The 15,185-nt window shown below is 61.4% G+C and carries 16 protein-coding genes; 5 read left to right on the forward strand and 11 right to left on the reverse strand.

What is annotated here, in order from left to right; genetic code table 11:
- The 3 genes from H9Q10_RS10010 to eno form a co-directional block, all read right to left on the reverse strand.
- Positions 1 to 873, reverse strand: coding sequence for a DMT family transporter (locus tag H9Q10_RS10010; RefSeq protein ID WP_197903836.1), 873 nt, complete (start codon positions 871 to 873; stop codon positions 1 to 3).
- A 263-nt stretch (positions 874 to 1,136) separates the two neighbouring features.
- A complete protein-coding gene (ftsB, locus tag H9Q10_RS10015; protein WP_197903837.1) occupies positions 1,137 to 1,448 on the reverse strand; it encodes a cell division protein FtsB in 312 nt (103 codons plus the stop codon).
- Between the two features lie 14 nt (positions 1,449 to 1,462).
- Positions 1,463 to 2,749 carry a phosphopyruvate hydratase gene (eno, locus tag H9Q10_RS10020; protein ID WP_197903838.1) on the reverse strand — a complete coding sequence of 429 codons (1,287 nt, stop codon included), beginning with the start codon at positions 2,747 to 2,749 and terminating at the stop codon, positions 1,463 to 1,465.
- Between the two features lie 313 nt (positions 2,750 to 3,062).
- Here eno and H9Q10_RS10025 point away from each other — a divergent pair, with 313 nt between their 5' ends.
- The 4 genes from H9Q10_RS10025 (at position 3,063) to H9Q10_RS10040 (ending at position 6,088) form a co-directional block, all read left to right on the forward strand.
- Positions 3,063 to 3,800 carry a methionine ABC transporter ATP-binding protein gene (locus tag H9Q10_RS10025; RefSeq protein ID WP_197903839.1) on the forward strand — a complete coding sequence of 246 codons (738 nt, stop codon included), beginning with the start codon at positions 3,063 to 3,065 and terminating at the stop codon, positions 3,798 to 3,800.
- 1 nt (position 3,801) lies between these two features.
- Entirely contained in the window at positions 3,802 to 4,482 is a 681-nt protein-coding gene (locus H9Q10_RS10030; protein WP_197903840.1) for a methionine ABC transporter permease, read from the forward strand.
- Between the two features lie 50 nt (positions 4,483 to 4,532).
- The gene (locus H9Q10_RS10035; protein WP_197903841.1) at positions 4,533 to 5,435 is read left to right on the forward strand and encodes a MetQ/NlpA family ABC transporter substrate-binding protein; all 903 of its coding nucleotides are present in this window, start codon (positions 4,533 to 4,535) and stop codon (positions 5,433 to 5,435) included.
- A gap of 272 nt (positions 5,436 to 5,707) precedes the next feature.
- On the forward strand, positions 5,708 to 6,088 hold the full coding sequence (locus H9Q10_RS10040; RefSeq protein WP_197903842.1) for a YidB family protein: 381 nt from the start codon (positions 5,708 to 5,710) through the stop codon (positions 6,086 to 6,088).
- 251 nt (positions 6,089 to 6,339) lie between these two features.
- Here H9Q10_RS10040 and H9Q10_RS10045 read toward each other — a convergent pair whose 3' ends face one another.
- A complete protein-coding gene (locus H9Q10_RS10045; RefSeq protein ID WP_197903843.1) occupies positions 6,340 to 6,696 on the reverse strand; it encodes a dihydroneopterin aldolase in 357 nt (118 codons plus the stop codon).
- Positions 6,697 to 6,753: 57 nt separating this feature from the next.
- Here H9Q10_RS10045 and plsY point away from each other — a divergent pair, with 57 nt between their 5' ends.
- Positions 6,754 to 7,374, forward strand: coding sequence for a glycerol-3-phosphate 1-O-acyltransferase PlsY (gene plsY / locus H9Q10_RS10050; RefSeq protein ID WP_197903844.1), 621 nt, complete (start codon positions 6,754 to 6,756; stop codon positions 7,372 to 7,374).
- Between the two features lie 223 nt (positions 7,375 to 7,597).
- Here the strand turns inward: plsY and hpnE are convergent, their stop codons facing one another.
- The 7 genes from hpnE to folC all read right to left on the reverse strand — a co-directional run bounded on the left by hpnE (position 7,598) and on the right by folC (position 14,875).
- Positions 7,598 to 8,902 (reverse strand): hydroxysqualene dehydroxylase HpnE, encoded by a 1,305-nt coding sequence (hpnE, locus tag H9Q10_RS10055; RefSeq protein WP_197903845.1) that lies wholly within the window; start codon positions 8,900 to 8,902, stop codon positions 7,598 to 7,600.
- On the reverse strand, positions 8,899 to 9,750 hold the full coding sequence (gene hpnD, locus H9Q10_RS10060) for a presqualene diphosphate synthase HpnD (RefSeq protein ID WP_197903846.1): 852 nt from the start codon (positions 9,748 to 9,750) through the stop codon (positions 8,899 to 8,901). The genes hpnE and hpnD overlap by 4 nt, the downstream gene beginning before the upstream one ends.
- Positions 9,747 to 10,244, reverse strand: a complete 498-nt coding sequence (locus H9Q10_RS10065) for a hypothetical protein (protein ID WP_197903847.1) — start codon at positions 10,242 to 10,244, stop codon at positions 9,747 to 9,749. The genes hpnD and H9Q10_RS10065 overlap by 4 nt, the downstream gene beginning before the upstream one ends.
- Positions 10,245 to 10,444: 200 nt before the next feature.
- Positions 10,445 to 11,971 (reverse strand): amidophosphoribosyltransferase, encoded by a 1,527-nt coding sequence (gene purF / locus H9Q10_RS10070; protein WP_197903936.1) that lies wholly within the window; start codon positions 11,969 to 11,971, stop codon positions 10,445 to 10,447.
- Positions 11,972 to 11,975: 4 nt separating this feature from the next.
- Positions 11,976 to 12,482, reverse strand: coding sequence for a CvpA family protein (locus H9Q10_RS10075; RefSeq protein ID WP_197903848.1), 507 nt, complete (start codon positions 12,480 to 12,482; stop codon positions 11,976 to 11,978).
- The gene (locus H9Q10_RS10080; RefSeq protein ID WP_197903849.1) at positions 12,482 to 13,561 is read right to left on the reverse strand and encodes an SPOR domain-containing protein; all 1,080 of its coding nucleotides are present in this window, start codon (positions 13,559 to 13,561) and stop codon (positions 12,482 to 12,484) included. Before H9Q10_RS10080 ends, H9Q10_RS10075 begins: the two co-directional genes overlap by 1 nt.
- 6 nt (positions 13,562 to 13,567) lie before the next feature.
- Positions 13,568 to 14,875, reverse strand: a complete 1,308-nt coding sequence (folC, locus tag H9Q10_RS10085; protein ID WP_197903850.1) for a bifunctional tetrahydrofolate synthase/dihydrofolate synthase — start codon at positions 14,873 to 14,875, stop codon at positions 13,568 to 13,570.
- Positions 14,876 to 15,185: the final 310 nt, after the last annotated feature.

Consider the following 15,185-nt stretch of genomic DNA (forward strand, 5'->3'; position numbering starts at 1 on the left):
CTACCTGCCCTTGGCAAAGCTGCCGAGCACGCCGGCGCCCACAATCACCAGCATGCCGGCGATTTCATGCCAGCTGGTGCTGTCGCCGAGCCAGAAAATGCCCAGCAGGGTGGAAAACACCACGGTGAGGTAGGAAAGCGAGGCCACGGTGAGCTTGTGCCCCACCTGGTAGGCGCGGGTCATCGCCAGCTGCGCCAGCGTGCCGCACACGCCCAGCCCGAACAGATAGGGCAGTGATTCGGCCGCGAGCCGGTGCCAGCCTTGGATGCTGGCCAGCACACCGGACATCGCGGTGGCCACGCAGCAGAAATAAAACACCACGCGCCAGCTCGGCTCGCCCAGCAGCGAAAGTTCCCGCACCTGCAAATAAGCCCAGCCCGCACCCAAGCCCGAGGCCAGGCCGATGAGTCCGGCCAGCTGCTGGTCGGCTGCGATGGTGGGTCGCAGCAAGAGGACGATGCCGCCGAAGCCCATCAGCAGCGCCGCCCACATCCTCGGCGTGATTTGCTCTTTGAGGAACAGGAAGGAGAGCAGCGCCAGAAACAGCGAGGAGGTGTAGTTGAGGGTAACGGCGGTGGCCAGCGGCAGGTGGACGATGGCGTGAAACGAGAGCAGCAGCGCCACCGAGCCGGTGATGCTACGGTTGAGGTGCGACACCAGATAGGGCGTTCGGAAGGCATGCCCGCGCCACCATGCCGGCAGACCGATGGCCAAAAGGCCGAACAGCATGCGCCAAAACACCAGCTCGTTGAAGCCGAAGCCGAAACGGCTGCCGGCAGCCTTGGCAAAGGCGCTGGTGAGTGCAAACAGGGCGGCGGAAATCACCATCCAGCCGGAGCCCAGGCGGTCGGTGGCAATGGCGGGGGTATGCATGACGGCTTCAATCGGGTTGCGGAAAATTTTCAGGTAGCCTCTTAATTAAAAAGGCTACCTGAAAAACAAACTGGGCTATCTCACCGGATAAAAATGGCAGGCATTCGGCAGCAAAACAGCGGCAGAAACCAACAGCCGAGACATCCAGGTTTTCAATGATGCTTTCATCACTACTCTTTCATAACGGGTGGCCGATAAAGATCCGGCGCAATTTTCAGGCAGCCTATCCGGCGATGAGGGCTACCTGAAAAGGATACAGGCCATTATTCGCCAGCCGTTCCACCCTCGGCCGCCGCGGCTTCGGAAGCGGGCAGGATGCGGTAATACACTTCGCCGGGGCCGACATAGCCCAGCTCGGTGCGGGCGATTTCGGCAATCGCGTCCTGGCCGCTGCGCAGATTTTCCACTTCTGCCTTCAGCGACTGGTTGCGCCACACTAAAGCCTGGTTGGCTTCGCGCTGGCGCTCGGCTTGGGCTTCCAGCCGCCACATATCGCGCCAGCCGCCTTTGGCCAGCCACAAATCATGTTGCAGCCACACCAGCGCCAAGGCCAACACCACGGTTACCCATTTCATTTTTCAGGTAGCCTTTAGCGCGCCAGGTGGTAGAAAGCGGCTTGGCCGGGATAATAGGCGGCGCTGCCCAGTTCTTCTTCGATGCGCAAAAGCTGGTTGTATTTGGCCATGCGGTCGGAGCGGGAGAGCGAGCCGGTTTTGATCTGCATGCAGTTGGTGGCCACGGCCAAATCGGCGATGGTGCTGTCTTCGGTTTCGCCGGAGCGGTGGCTCATCACGCTGGCATAGCGGTTGCGCTTGGCCAAATCCACGGCTTTCAAGGTTTCGCTCAGGGTGCCGATTTGGTTCACTTTCACCAACAACGCATTGGCGATACCGTCTTTAATGCCTTCGGCCAGAATCTGCGGATTGGTCACAAACAAATCGTCGCCCACCAGCTGCACTTTGCCGCCCAACTTTTGAGTGAGCAGCTTCCAGCCTTCGCGGTCGTTTTCGTCCATGCCGTCTTCAATGGAGATAATCGGATAGCGGGAAACCAGGTCGGCCAAGTAATCGACAAATTCGGCATTGGTGAGCGCTTTGCCTTCGGCGGAGAGGTGGTATTTGCCTTCGCGGTAAAACTCGCTGGAGGCGCAATCGAGCGCCAATAGCACATCTTTGCCGGCTTCGTAGCCCGCCGCCTGCACGGCTTCCAAAATCAAATCCAGCGCTTCGGCATGGCTGCCCAAATTGGGAGCGAAACCGCCTTCATCGCCCACGGTGGTGGGGAAGCCTTTGTCGTGGCAGATTTTCTTCAGGTGGTGGAACACTTCCGCGCCACAGCGTAACGCATCCCGGAAGCTCGCCGCGCCCACCGGCATAATCATGAATTCTTGAATATCCAGACTGTTGTTGGCGTGTTCGCCGCCGTTGATCACATTCATCATCGGCACCGGCATCGCCATCGGCCCAGCGCCGCCCAAATAGCGGTAGAGCGGCAGGCCGGCATCTTCGGCAGCCGCACGCGCCACGGCCATGGATACAGCCAAGGTGGCATTGGCGCCGAGGCGCCCTTTGTTGTCCGTACCGTCCAATTCCACCAGCACGCTGTCGATATAGCTCTGTTCGGAAGCATCGATGCCGATTACGGCCTGGGCGATTTCGTTGTTCACATTTTCCACCGCCTTGAGCACGCCTTTGCCCAAATAGCGCTCGGCATCGTCGTCGCGCAGCTCCAAGGCTTCTTTCTGACCGGTGGAGGCGCCGCTGGGCACGGCCGCGCGCCCCATTACGCCGCTTTCCAGCAACACATCGCATTCTACGGTGGGATTACCGCGCGAATCGAGAATCTCGCGGGCGAAAACATCAATAATGGCGCTCATGCAGTCTGCTCCAAATAAATTAATCGGCTGAAGAAACGGCGGCTCACCCGCCAAAACAGCGCGATTATACCCTGAAACGAATAGCCTTGAAACGATACCGCCCTGCCGTAACAATCCAACGGCAAGCTCCCCGCAATGTATTTGCCCGCACTTGACAAAACCCGCGTTTGGGCATTAAATACGCCACCATTCCTTACGCCGATTTGATACAGCTTGCGGGCGTTAAAACAGCTAAAGCGTACCCATAGCGACACGCACCATCTGTTTTAAGCCCATTGCCAATTCAATGGGCTTTTATGTTTTTCAATAAATTATGATTATTCTGGATTCCGTTTGCAAAAGCTACCACCACGGCAAAAGCAACCAATTCATGGCCGTGCACCCCTTGAGCCTGAGCATCGAACAAGGCGAGGTGTTCGGGCTGATGGGCTATTCCGGCGCAGGCAAATCCACCCTGTTGCGCCTGATTAACCTGTTGGAACGCCCCGATAGCGGCAAAGTGCTGGTGGACGGCCAAGACCTCACCGCCATGAACCCCGCCCAGCTGCGCGCCGCGCGGCAGAGCATCGGCATGGTGTTCCAGCAATTCAACCTGCTGGCCAACCGCACCGTGGCCGGCAACGTGGCCTTCCCGCTGGAAATCGCCGGCTGGAGCAAAGACAAAATCAATGAGCGCGTGGGCGAATGCTTGCAGATTGTCGGCTTATCCGACCGTGCGCAACACTACCCCGCCCAGCTTTCCGGCGGGCAGAAGCAGCGGGTGGGCATTGCCCGCGCGCTGGCACCGAACCCGAGCGTAATTCTGGCCGACGAGCCCACTTCCGCACTCGACCCGGCCACCACCCGCAGCGTGCTCGACTGCCTGCAAGACATCAACCGCCGCTTCAACGTAACCATCGTGATCGTTACCCACGAAATGAGCGTGATCCGCCGCCTGTGCAGCCGCACCGCCCTGCTGCATCAGGGGCACTTGCTGGAAGTGGCCGATGTGCGCGACAGACAGATCCTGGCGCACACCAACATCGGGCGCGAACTGGTACAGGAGGATTAAAATGGGGCAGCAATACGATATTTGGGAAAACCTGATGCGCCTGCGGCCGGAGTTTTACAAATCCTTCTGGCAAACGGCGGTGATGCTCGGCATTTCCGTGCCCGTGAGCGTGCTGATTGGCGGGCTGCTGGGCGTGTGGCTGTTCACCACCAACCGCAATCAGATTTTTGCCAACCGCCGCGTGAACCATTTCCTCGGCTTTACCATCGATTTCATCCGCGCATTCCCCTTCGTTATCCTGATGATTGTGATGATGAAGCCCACCCGCATGATTATGGGCACCACCTTCGGCCCGGTGGCCGCTTCCATCTCGCTCAGCGTGGCCGCCATGTTTTATTTTGCGCGGCTGGTGGAGCAAAATTTGGCCGAAGTGCCCAAAGGCGTGGTGGAAGCCGCGCTGGCGATGGGTGCCAAGCCTTCCACGATTATCACCAAAGTGCTGCTGAACGAAGCGCGTGCCGGCCTGGTGCGCAGCATCGCCATCCTGATTATCGCCACGCTGGGCACCAGCGCGGCAGCCGGCTTAATCGGCGGCGGCGGCGTGGGCGACCTCGGCATTCGCTACGGCCACCAGCGCTACATGGCCGATGTATTGTGGACCGTGGTTGCCCTGCTCTCGGCTTTGGTTATCTGCATTCAGGCGGTCGGCAACTATCTGGCCGCCCGTTTGGACAAACGTTAGTTTATGATTCCTTTCCCAACCTGTTTATCCATTTGTTAAGGAGACACACAATGAAAGCTTTATGGAAACTCACCCTCGCCGCCGTGCTGGGCATGACCCTGGCCGCCTGCGGCGGACAAGACAGCGGCGCCGGCCAGGCATCGGCCGCTTCTGCCGGCAGCCAGCCCGCCGCCGAAGCCAAACGCGAAATCCGCTTCGGCACCACCCCGGGCGACTTTGCCGACATGATCAAAGACCAAATCCAGCCGATTCTGGAAAAACAGGGCTACACCGTAACCCTCACCGAATTCCCCGACTATGTTACCCCCAACCAGGCTCTGGCCGAAGGCGCCATCGACATCAACATCTTCCAGCACAAGCCCTATCTGGATTCCTTCAAAGCCGAGCACAACCTCGATCTGACCGAAGTATTCCAAGTGCCCACCGCCCCGCTGGGCATCTACCCGGGCAAACTCACCGCGCTGGATCAGGTGAAAAACGGCAGCACCGTTTCCATTCCCAATGATCCCTCCAACCTGGCCCGTGCCCTGGTGATGCTCGACAACCTCGGCTGGATTAAGCTGAAAGAAGGTGTTGACCCGCTGCGCGCCGCCCGCACCGACATTGCCGAAAACACCAAAAACATCGAATTCGTGGAAATGGAAGCCGCCAACCTGCCGCGCAGCCGCCAAGACGTAGACTTCGCCATCGTAAACGGCAACTACGCCATGTCTTCCGGCATGAAACTGGCCGAAGCCCTGTTCCAAGAGCCCAGCTTCGCCTACATCAACTGGTCTGCCGTACGCACCGCCGATAAAGACAGCCAATGGGTGAAAGACGTAACCGCCGCCTACAACTCCCAAGAGTTTAAAGACTATGCCCACAAACGCTTCGTCGGCTACAAATACCCCGCCGTTTGGGGCGAAGGCGCCGCCGCAGCTTCAGCCGCCTCTGCCGCTTCCGCCGCCAAATAATCCGCGCGGATAAAGCAAACAGCAGCCGTTTCAGCCAGCCTGAAGCGGCTGTTTTGCTGCGGATTGCGGATTAAGGAAGCCCGGATATTTTTCAGGTAGCCTGTTACACATAGAGGCTACCTGAAAAATACGCAGGCATCCCGCAAACCGTTTAAACGCAATGGCAATAAAGGCTACCTGAAACACACACCGCCACAGCCAAAAACATTTGGCAGCCCCGCCAAACTCCGCTACACTGCGCTCCCTTTTTTCACACCACACAAGGAAACATCATGGCACTCATGGACAACCTGATGAACGCTGCCGCCCAAATGCTCGGCGGCAAAGACAGCAACGGCACCGGCCCGCTGAGCGACATGGCGATGGATTTGGTCAAACAGCAAGGCGGCCTAAGCAATCTCATCAGCCAATTGCAGCAAGGCGGCCTGGGCGACACATTGAACAGCTGGGTATCCAACCAAGCCGGCAACCTGCCCGTATCCGGCAGCCAGCTGCAACAAGCCCTCGGCAGCGACACCGTAAACCAGCTCGCCCAAAAGTTCGGCGTGGACGCCAGCCAAGCCAGCGACATGCTGGCCAAAATCCTGCCCGACCTAGTGGACAAAGCCACCCCCAACGGCAGCGCGCAAGACGCCGACGGCTTCGGCTTATAGCTGACTCAATTTTAAATTGATACAAGGCAGCGAGCCGCAGATAGTACAAGTAGTACAGCAAGGCGAGCTAACGCTGTATCGATTTAAAAGGGAGTTAGCTATAGACGACATCGCCTCCCCGCTGCTGCGAAACTTCATGAAATAAACCAAAGGCCGTTTGCCCCCGCAAACGGCCTTTCCCAAAACAGCTTTCCAAGCAGAGGCTGCCTGAAACCTCATCCTCGGCATAGCGCCAATATTTTCAGGTAGCCCTATCCCCTGCCCCGCTCCACCACCACGCCCACCTGAGCCACGCCCGGCAGAATCCCCGGCTTCACCGCCTTCACCCGCACGCTCTCGCAAGCCGCAAAACGGTCCAGCAGCAACTGCGCGGTGTATCCCGCCAGCGCCTCCAGCAGGAAAAACTGCTGCCCGGCCAGCGAAGACACCACCAGCTCTGCCGCCTCGGCATAGCTCACAGTATCCGCCACATCATCGCTCGCTTCGGCAGCGCGCAGGTCGGTGCGGATGTCGATGTCCAGCAGCACGGTTTGAGGGCGGCGGCGCTCCCAGTCGAAAACGCCGATCAGGGTTTGGGCTTTGAGCCCGTGCAGAAAAACAGTATCCATGTTGCGATTGTCCTCGTGATAAAATCCGACTCGTTTGTTTGAATGTGAATTAAGCTTATGGCTGACTTACTGTCTGTTTGGGGCGTGGCCGCGGTGGCCGCGTCTTATCTGATCGGCTCGCTCTCGTTTGCCGTGATCGTGTCCAAATTTTACGGGCTCGACGACCCACGCAGCTACGGCTCGGGCAACCCGGGCGCCACCAACGTGCTGCGCAGCGGCCGCAAAAAAGCCGCCGCGCTCACGCTCTTGGGCGACGCGCTCAAAGGCCTGATTGCCGTGCTGCTCGCCCGCTGGCTGCAAGCGCGTTTCGGCCTGGCCGACGAAGTGGTGGCGGCAGTGGCCGTGGCGGTGCTCGCGGGGCACATGTGGCCGCTGTTTTTCGGCTTCAAGGGCGGCAAGGGCGTGGCCACCGCGCTGGGCGTGCTGCTGGCGCTGTCGTGGCCGGTGGCGCTGATTTGCGCGGCGGTGTGGCTGGTGATGGCCTTCGGGCTGAAGATTTCTTCGTTGGCGGCGCTCGCGGCCACAGTAGTCAGCCCGCTGGCGGCGGCGTTTCTGGTGCCGCAGCCTTCCTGGCAAGCGGCCATCGCGGTGATTGCCGCGCTGGTGCTGCTGCGCCACCGCAGCAATATCCAAAACCTGCTCAGCGGCAAAGAAAGCAAAATCGGCTCGGGCAAATAGCGTCTTGCCAAGTGGCCGGATAGAGGCTACCTGAAATTTTTAGCTTCGCAGAAACTTCGCTGCGCTGCGTTTTCAGGTAGCCTTTGTTGTTTGCACCCGCATTCAACCCGCCTCAAGCAGCAATTCCGTCGGGCATCCATGCCCGGCCTACGGCTCACAAACATTTTTCAGGCAGCCTTTTGGCATTCTTCCCAAGGCTACCTGAAATCCAACCCGGCCTTTTTCAGGTAGCCTCTTGCCGCCCCGCATCTTTCAGCAGCAATGCCGCTGCCTGCCGCCCGCTTTGCACGGCGGCTTCCAGCGTGGCTGGGTAGCGCGGGTGCAGGTAATCGCCGGCGAGATAAATGCGCTGGCGGCGCAGCCAGGCGGTAGGGATGGCGGGGCGGCCGACATGGCTGGCGGCGGTGGCGCGTTTTTCGGTAATCACCTGTGCGGCGGCCGGGCGCGGCAGGTGCGGATTGATGCGCAACAAATCCTGGTGCACGCGCGCCGCCCACTCTTCGCGGCTCAATTTGCCCAGCTGGTCGGACAGCGAAATCACGGCTGACACTTCGCCGCGCCCCAAGCCCAGCGCGTCGCGGTCGACAAACCATTGCGCGGTGCCCTCGGCGAGGCCGGTGATCGGCACGGGCAGCGCGGGCGGATCGGCATAGCGCAGATACACAGTGGTGATGGCATGGTATTCCAGCGCAGCCAGCGCGGCGGCAATCTCGGGCGGCGCGGCCTCGGGCAGCAGTGCGGGCACATGATAGGGCGCCACGGCCAGCACGGCGGCGTCGAAAGCTTCGCCGTTAATCAGCAGGCTGCCCGAAAGCGCCTGCGCCATCTGCGGCACACGCGTTTCCAAGCAGATTGCCGCGCCATGCTTTTGCAAACGGCGGCACACCGGCCCGGCAAACAGCCGCCCCAAATCCTGCTTGGGCAGCAGGAAATCGCTGGCCGCGCGCTCTGCCCACACGCCGTCGCGCAGCACGTTTTGCAGGCGTTGCAGCGAGGCCTGCTCCAAATCCGTGTTCATCGCGCCCCACACCAAGGGCTGCCAAAACTGCTGCTGCAAACGGTGCGACACCTGCCGCTGCCGCAGCCAGCCCGCCACGGGCACGTCTGCTTCCAACCGCAAGCCCTGCAAGGCGCGCATTTGGCGCAACAGCGCGGTTTTTTCGCCCCAGCCGATGCCGCGCGCGGCCAGCACGCCGGCGAGCAGGTGCAGCGGCGCGGGCAGGCGGCGGGCGGCAAATTGCAGGCCGTCGGCCATGTGCCACTGCAAAGGCAGGCGCAGAAACGCCTCTTCCTCGCGCACGCCGCAGCGCGCCAGCACGTCGAGCACCTGCCGATACGCGCCCACCAAAATATGCTGGCCGTTATCCGCGTGGGCAAAACCGCCGCTGCCGCCGAAAGCGCGCGCCCGGCCGCCGCACTGCCGACCGGCCTCAAACAGGGTAATCTGCGCCCGGCCGCACAGTGCTTCCGCCGCCGAGAGCCCGGCCCAGCCGCCGCCGATCACCGCCACACGCGGCGCGGCACTCATGGCTTAAACCCCAAGAGCCAGGTTTTCAGGGCGATGCGCGCCTTGCGCGGCTTCGGAATCGCCAGCTTGTAGCGCAGCACGTTGGCGGAGCCGTCGCGCTCGATTTCGTTGAGCAGCGCATAATAAATGGCAGCCATCACCAGCCCGGCCTTCTGGCCGCGCCGCTCGGCAGCCGGCAGCAGGGCCACGGCTTCGCGGTAGGTTTGGCGGGCGCGGGCTACCTGAAAAGCCATCAGCTCGGCAAATTCCGGGCTACCTTTGCGTTGCAAAACATCGGCGGCGGACACGCCGAAACGCTGCAAATCTTCCACCGGCAGGTAAATCCGCCCCAGCCCGGCATCTTCGCCCACGTCGCGGATGATGTTGGTGAGCTGCAGGGCGAGGCCCATTTTGTCGGCATAATCAAGCACGGCGGGGTCTTGGAAACCGAGGATGCGGGCAATCAGCCGCCCCACCGCACCGGCCACGCGCCGGCAGTATTGCTGCAAGGCGGCGAAATCGGCATAGCGGGCGGGGCTCAAATCCATTTCCACGCCGTCAATCACGGCGGCCAGTTCGTTTTCAGGTAGCCCGAAGGCGGGGGCGACTTCGCGCAGGGCTTGGTTTACCGGATGCTCGGGCAGGGCAGCGCCGTGGAAGATTTTGCCCGCGTCCTGCCGCCACCAGGCCAGCGTTTGCGCGGCCACGGCGGGGTCGGAGCAATCGTCGGCCGCGTCGTCGAGCTCGCGGCAGTAGGCGTAGAGCACGGTCATGGCGCAGCGTTTGTCGGGCGGCAGGAAGCGGAAGCCGGCGAGGAAGCTGGAGCCGCTCTCTTCGGCTTTTTGGCGGCAATAGTCGAATGGGGTCATGATTTGCTGATGGGGATAACGGCGGTCGGTGAGGCTTCGCGGAAATAGGTTTTCGGCACACGCAGGTAAAGATAGAGAATGGCGGTGGTGAAGACGATCAGGCCGAGCCATGGGAAGGAAAAAGGGCTGTTGCCGCCTATAGAGGGATACCCCATCGCTTTGGCAAAAAGCTGGCTGCTGATCAGCCAAATAAGATGCAGCCCACCAACACACAGAAACATCATGCGCGCCCACTTATGACGCCGCCACAACCCTAGCGCGCACGCCACCATCGCGACTGCCACCGCAAATGGTTCAATCGTTATCCCAACCACCCCGACTATCATAGCCAAAATCGCTTCATAATCATCAAGCTGATTCACGAAGACATCCCAAGTGCCGATGACAAACTTAGCTATCGTTACCGCCCACAGCAATCCCGCCACGGCCATCAGCGGGCAAAAGATTGTCAAGCCCAAAGGGCGCGATGGGAGAGTTGGGGAAGCAGTATCCATCTATCGGGTTCCAAAGTTATCTGGGGAAGAAATCAGGCTACCTGAAAGCATGAGCTCCAACGGAGTTCAAATGAGCGGGGCAGATTTGGCTGAAACGATGTTCCGGCATTTTTCAGGTAGCCTCAAATACGGGGAAAGGCTACCTGAAAAATCGGCAAACCTCTTTCAGGCAGCCTCCCAACCGTGTGCGCATTCAAGGCCTATTCGCGCCTTCCACCCACGCGGATGCCGTGCTCCATCTGGCCGGCGGGGGCGCCGCCCTTGCCGCCTTTTTGGCGTTCGGAGAGGCGTTGCAGGTAGCCTTCATCGATGTCGCCGGTGGCGTAGCAGCCGTTGAAGCAGGAACTGTCGAAGCCTTCGATGGCGGGGTTGAGCGCGCGCACCACGTCTTCCAAATCGGCCAAATCCTGAAACACCACGCCGTCGGCGGAAATTTCGGCGGCGATTTGGGCGGCATCGCGGCCGTTGGCAATCAGCTCTTCGCGGGTGGGCATGTCGATGCCGTACACGTTGGGATAGCGCACTTCGGGCGCGGCGGAAGCGAAATACACTTTGCGTGCGCCGGCGGCGCGCACCATTTCCACAATCTCGCGGCTGGTGGTGCCGCGCACGATAGAGTCATCCACCAGCAGCACGGATTTGCCGGCAAATTCGCTGTCGATGGGGTTGAGCTTCTGGCGCACGGATTTTTTGCGTGTGGCCTGGCCGGGCATGATGAAAGTGCGGCCGATGTAGCGGTTTTTGATTAGGCCTTCGCGGTAGGGCTTGCCCAGATGCATGGCCAGCTGCAAGGCGCTGGGGCGGCTGGTGTCGGGGATGGGCATCACCACGTCGATTTCATCCGCCGGCAGGCAGCGTTTCACTTTTTCGGCCAGGGTCACGCCCATATCCAGCCGTGCCTGATACACGGACACGCCGTTCATCACCGAATCCGGCCGCGCGAAATACACGTATTCGAACAGGCAGGGCAGAAGGCGCGGCGCCTCGGCGCACCGGCGGCTGTGAAACTCGCCGTCAAAGCCGATAAACACGGCTTCGCCCGGCTCAATATCGCGCACCAATTCGTAGCCCAGGCTGGGAAACACGATGGATTCGGAAGCCACCATATAGGCGGTGCGCCCTGAGCCGTCGGTGTGTTTGCCCAACACCAGCGGGCGGATGCCGTGCGGGTCGCGGAAGGCAAGCATGCCGTAGCCGGCAATCAGCGCCACCACGCCGTAGGCGCCGCGCACTTGGCGGTTGAGTGCGGAGACGGCATCGAAAATATCGTTTACCGCCAAATCGCTGCGGCTGCCGATGATGTGCTGCAACTCGCTGGCCAGCACGTTGAGCAGCACTTCGGAATCGGAACCGGTGTTGATGTGGCGCAGGTGGCGACGGCACAGGGCGGCATACAGCTCTTCGGCGTTGGTGAGGTTGCCGTTGTGCGCCAACACGATGCCGAAGGGCGAATTCACATAGAAAGGCTGCGCCTCGGCGCTGCTGCCGGCATTGCCCGCCGTGGGATAGCGCACATGGGCGATGCCGGCGTTGCCCACCAGGTTGCGCATGTCGCGCGTGCGGAACACGTCGCGCACCATGCCGATGTCTTTGTGCATATGAAACATTTGGCCCTCGGCCGTTACGATGCCCGCCGCATCCTGCCCGCGGTGCTGCAATACCTGCAAGCCGTCATACAGCAACTGGTTTACCGGCTCATACGCCACCATGCCCAACACGCCACACATAAATTCACTCCTCCGGCTCTTGCCGGTAATCAACATGATCCGCCATAAACGGCGGCAGATAGGGCACAGCCAGTTTGGCCAGCCCCTCGAAAACGAAAGCGGTTTGAGAATGCCGCCACTCCTCGCTGGCCGGCAGGTCGGTAAACGCGCAGGCCAGCACCACCAGCGTTACCGCCAACACGCCCTTCACCGCGCCAAACAGCCCGCCCAGCAGGCGGTTTGCCCCGCCCAGCCCCACCGCGCCGGCAGAGGAAGTGAGCACGGTTTGCAGCAGGCGGAACAATAATCTCGCCAGCAAAAACACGCCGATAAACGCCACCACCACAGCCAACGCCGGCGGGCGCAGGCTACCTGAAAGCCAATCGCCCACCGGCGGGGAAAGCAGTTTGGCCGCCAACAGCGAGCCCAGCCACGAAACCAGTCCCACCAATTCGGCCACCACGCCGCGAAACAGCGAAATCAGCGTGAAGGCCACGATCACAAACAGGGCGGCATAATCGAATAAAGTCATCAGCGCTCCAGCAGCATGCCGTCCAAGCCCTGCGCCTTAATCTTGCCCAGCGCCTGACCGGCGGCCTGCCGGTTGGGATAAGAGCCGGTGCGCACGCGGTAGAGCGCGTTGCCGCCTTTATTGGGCGGCGCAGCCACATAGGCGCTCACGCCCGCATCGGCCAGCCGTTTCTGCACCGCGCGCGCCTGCTCCTCGCTGGTGTAGGCACCCACTTGGATCACCATGCGTTTTTCCGGCTGCGCGGCTTGGCTGTCTGCTGCTTTGCCGCCGGAGGAAACTTGGTTGGCGGCGCGGTTGTTCAGTATCTCTTCCGGCGAGAGGCGGTTGTTGCGCTGCTCGGGCCTATGCTGCTCCTCGCGGCGCTGCGGGCGTTCGGCAGGTTTCTGCCCGGCAGGCTTGCCCTCTGCCTGGCGGTGGCGAGACGCCTGGGCGGCAGCCTGCTGCGGCTTCTCCGCTTCGGTGCGGCGGGTGTTGGCGGCCTCGGGCTTGGCCGGCTGCGCAGTTTGCGGCACAGTCGGCTTAGCGGTCGGCACGGTCGGTTTGACCTCGGCCTGCTGCGTGCGCGGCTCGGGGCGGGTTTCTGCCGACGGGCGGCGTTCCGGCGCGTGTTTGCTTTCCACGCGCTGCTCCTGCGCCGGGCGGCGCAGCTGGGCGGGTGGGTTGGCGGCACTGCCGGAATTGGCCAGCGGGTTGGGCAGCACGGCAGTTTGCGTGTCCACCGGTTTGGCAGGCTGCACGGGCGGCGGCGCGGGCTGCACCGGTTCGGCCACCACCACTTCCTGCGGAGCAGACACCGGCTCTGCCGATACTTCTGCCGCGGTATCGGCGCCATCCGGCACTTCTGCAGCCGGCTCGGGCAACGGCTGGCTCTCCACCACGGCAGAGGCCGCCGTTTCGCCGCCGCTCACGGTAACTGCATCGGGCGCGGCGTTATTCTTGTCACTGCCCAGCACTTTGGCCAGCAGCAGCGCCACCACGGCGGTGAGCAACAGCGCACCCACCAGGCGGCGGCGGTTTTTGCGCTTGATCTGCTCGTATTCTTCCAGATGGCGCCAATTGGGGTTGGATTGCGGGGGCATAACTGATTATTCCTGTTGCGGTGCGCCCATGATTTCGGCCACCGTGTGAAACGAACCAAATACGACAATTCTATCATTTTCGCCCGCCTCGGATAAGGCGGAGCGGTAAGCCTCGGCCACGCTGCCAAACAGGCGCACATTACCGATGCCGGCGGCTTGCAGGTGCGATTGCAAGGCTTCTGCCGAGAGGCCGCGCGGCAGCGGCAGCGGTGCCACCAGCCATTCGTCGAACTGGTCTTGCAGCAGCTCGAGCACGGCGCCGATGTCTTTATCCGCCAGCATGCTGAACACGGCCAGCCGCTTTTGCGCGAAAGGCAGCGCGATGAGGCTGCGGCGCAGGGCGCGGGCGGCGTGCGGGTTGTGGCCCACATCCAAAATGGTGAGCGGGCGGCCGGGCAGCACTTGGAAGCGGCCGGGGTGGCGCACCTCGAGCAGGCCGCGCTTGATGGCGCCGATGTCCACCGGCAGACGCGCGTTCAGGCATTCGAGCGCGGCCAGCGCACAGGCGGCATTACCGAGCTGATAGGCACCGCGCAGGGCGGGAAAAGGCAGCGCGTTGCGCTTGCGGCTACCTGAAAACTGCGGGCTGTGCTCGGGATGGAAGTGAAACGACCACTGCTGCTGCTCCAGCCTGCTGAAGCCGAAATCGCGCCCGGCCAAAAGCAAATCGGCGCCGATGGCTTCGGCGTGGCGCCGCAGCGATTCGGGCGGCGGGTTTTGCCCGCAGATAGCGGGCTTGCCCGGGCGGAACACGCCGGCTTTCTCGAAGGCAATGGCTTCCACCGTATCGCCCAAAAAGGCCTGGTGGTCCAAATCCACGGAAGTAACCACGGCCACGTCGGCATCGAAAATGTTCACCGCATCGAGCCGCCCGCCGAGTCCGACTTCCAAAATCATCACGTCCACGCCGGCGCGGTGGAAAATATCCACGGCAGCCAAGGTGTTGAACTCAAAATAGGTGAGCGCGGTGTTGCCGCGTGCGGCTTCGATGCGCTCGAAGGCGGCGGCGATGGCTTCGTCGGAGGCGGGCTGGCCGTTCACGCAGATGCGCTCGTTATAGCGCAGGATGTGCGGGCTGGTGAGCATGCCGGTGGAAAAGCCGGCGGCGCGGTAGATGCTTTCCAAAAAGGCGCATACCGAGCCTTTGCCGTTGGTGCCGGCCACCACGGCCACGGGGCATTGCGGCTGCAGGCCCATGCGCCCTTGCACGGCGCGGATGCGCTCCAAGCCCATGTCGATGCTGCCGTGGCTGTGGGCGGTGCCGCCAGTGTAGGCGGTTTCGAGGTGGGCGAGCCATTGGGAGAGTGTTTTCATTTGTTCGGCCTTGTTTGCGGGTGAGGCTACCTGAAAAATGAGCGGAGCGAATTTCGCTAATAACGATGTCTTGCAAAGCAAGGTGGAGTTTCTGCGAAGCTATAGTGAATGAACAAAAACTAGGACTGCGTTGCCTCGCCTTGCCGTACTACCTGTACTGTCTGCGGCTTCGTCGCCTTGCCCTGATTTTTGTTCATCCACTATAAAACGGCGGGCGGATGTTTTAACTGCGCCAAGACATTGCGTTCAGGCAGCCTGCTTCAACTGATTAAGGCTACCTGAAAACGGTTAAACCTTTTTCAGGTAGCCT

The sequence above is a fragment of the Eikenella glucosivorans genome, from assembly GCF_016025525.2.
Classification (GTDB): Bacteria; Pseudomonadota; Gammaproteobacteria; order Burkholderiales; family Neisseriaceae; genus Eikenella; species Eikenella glucosivorans.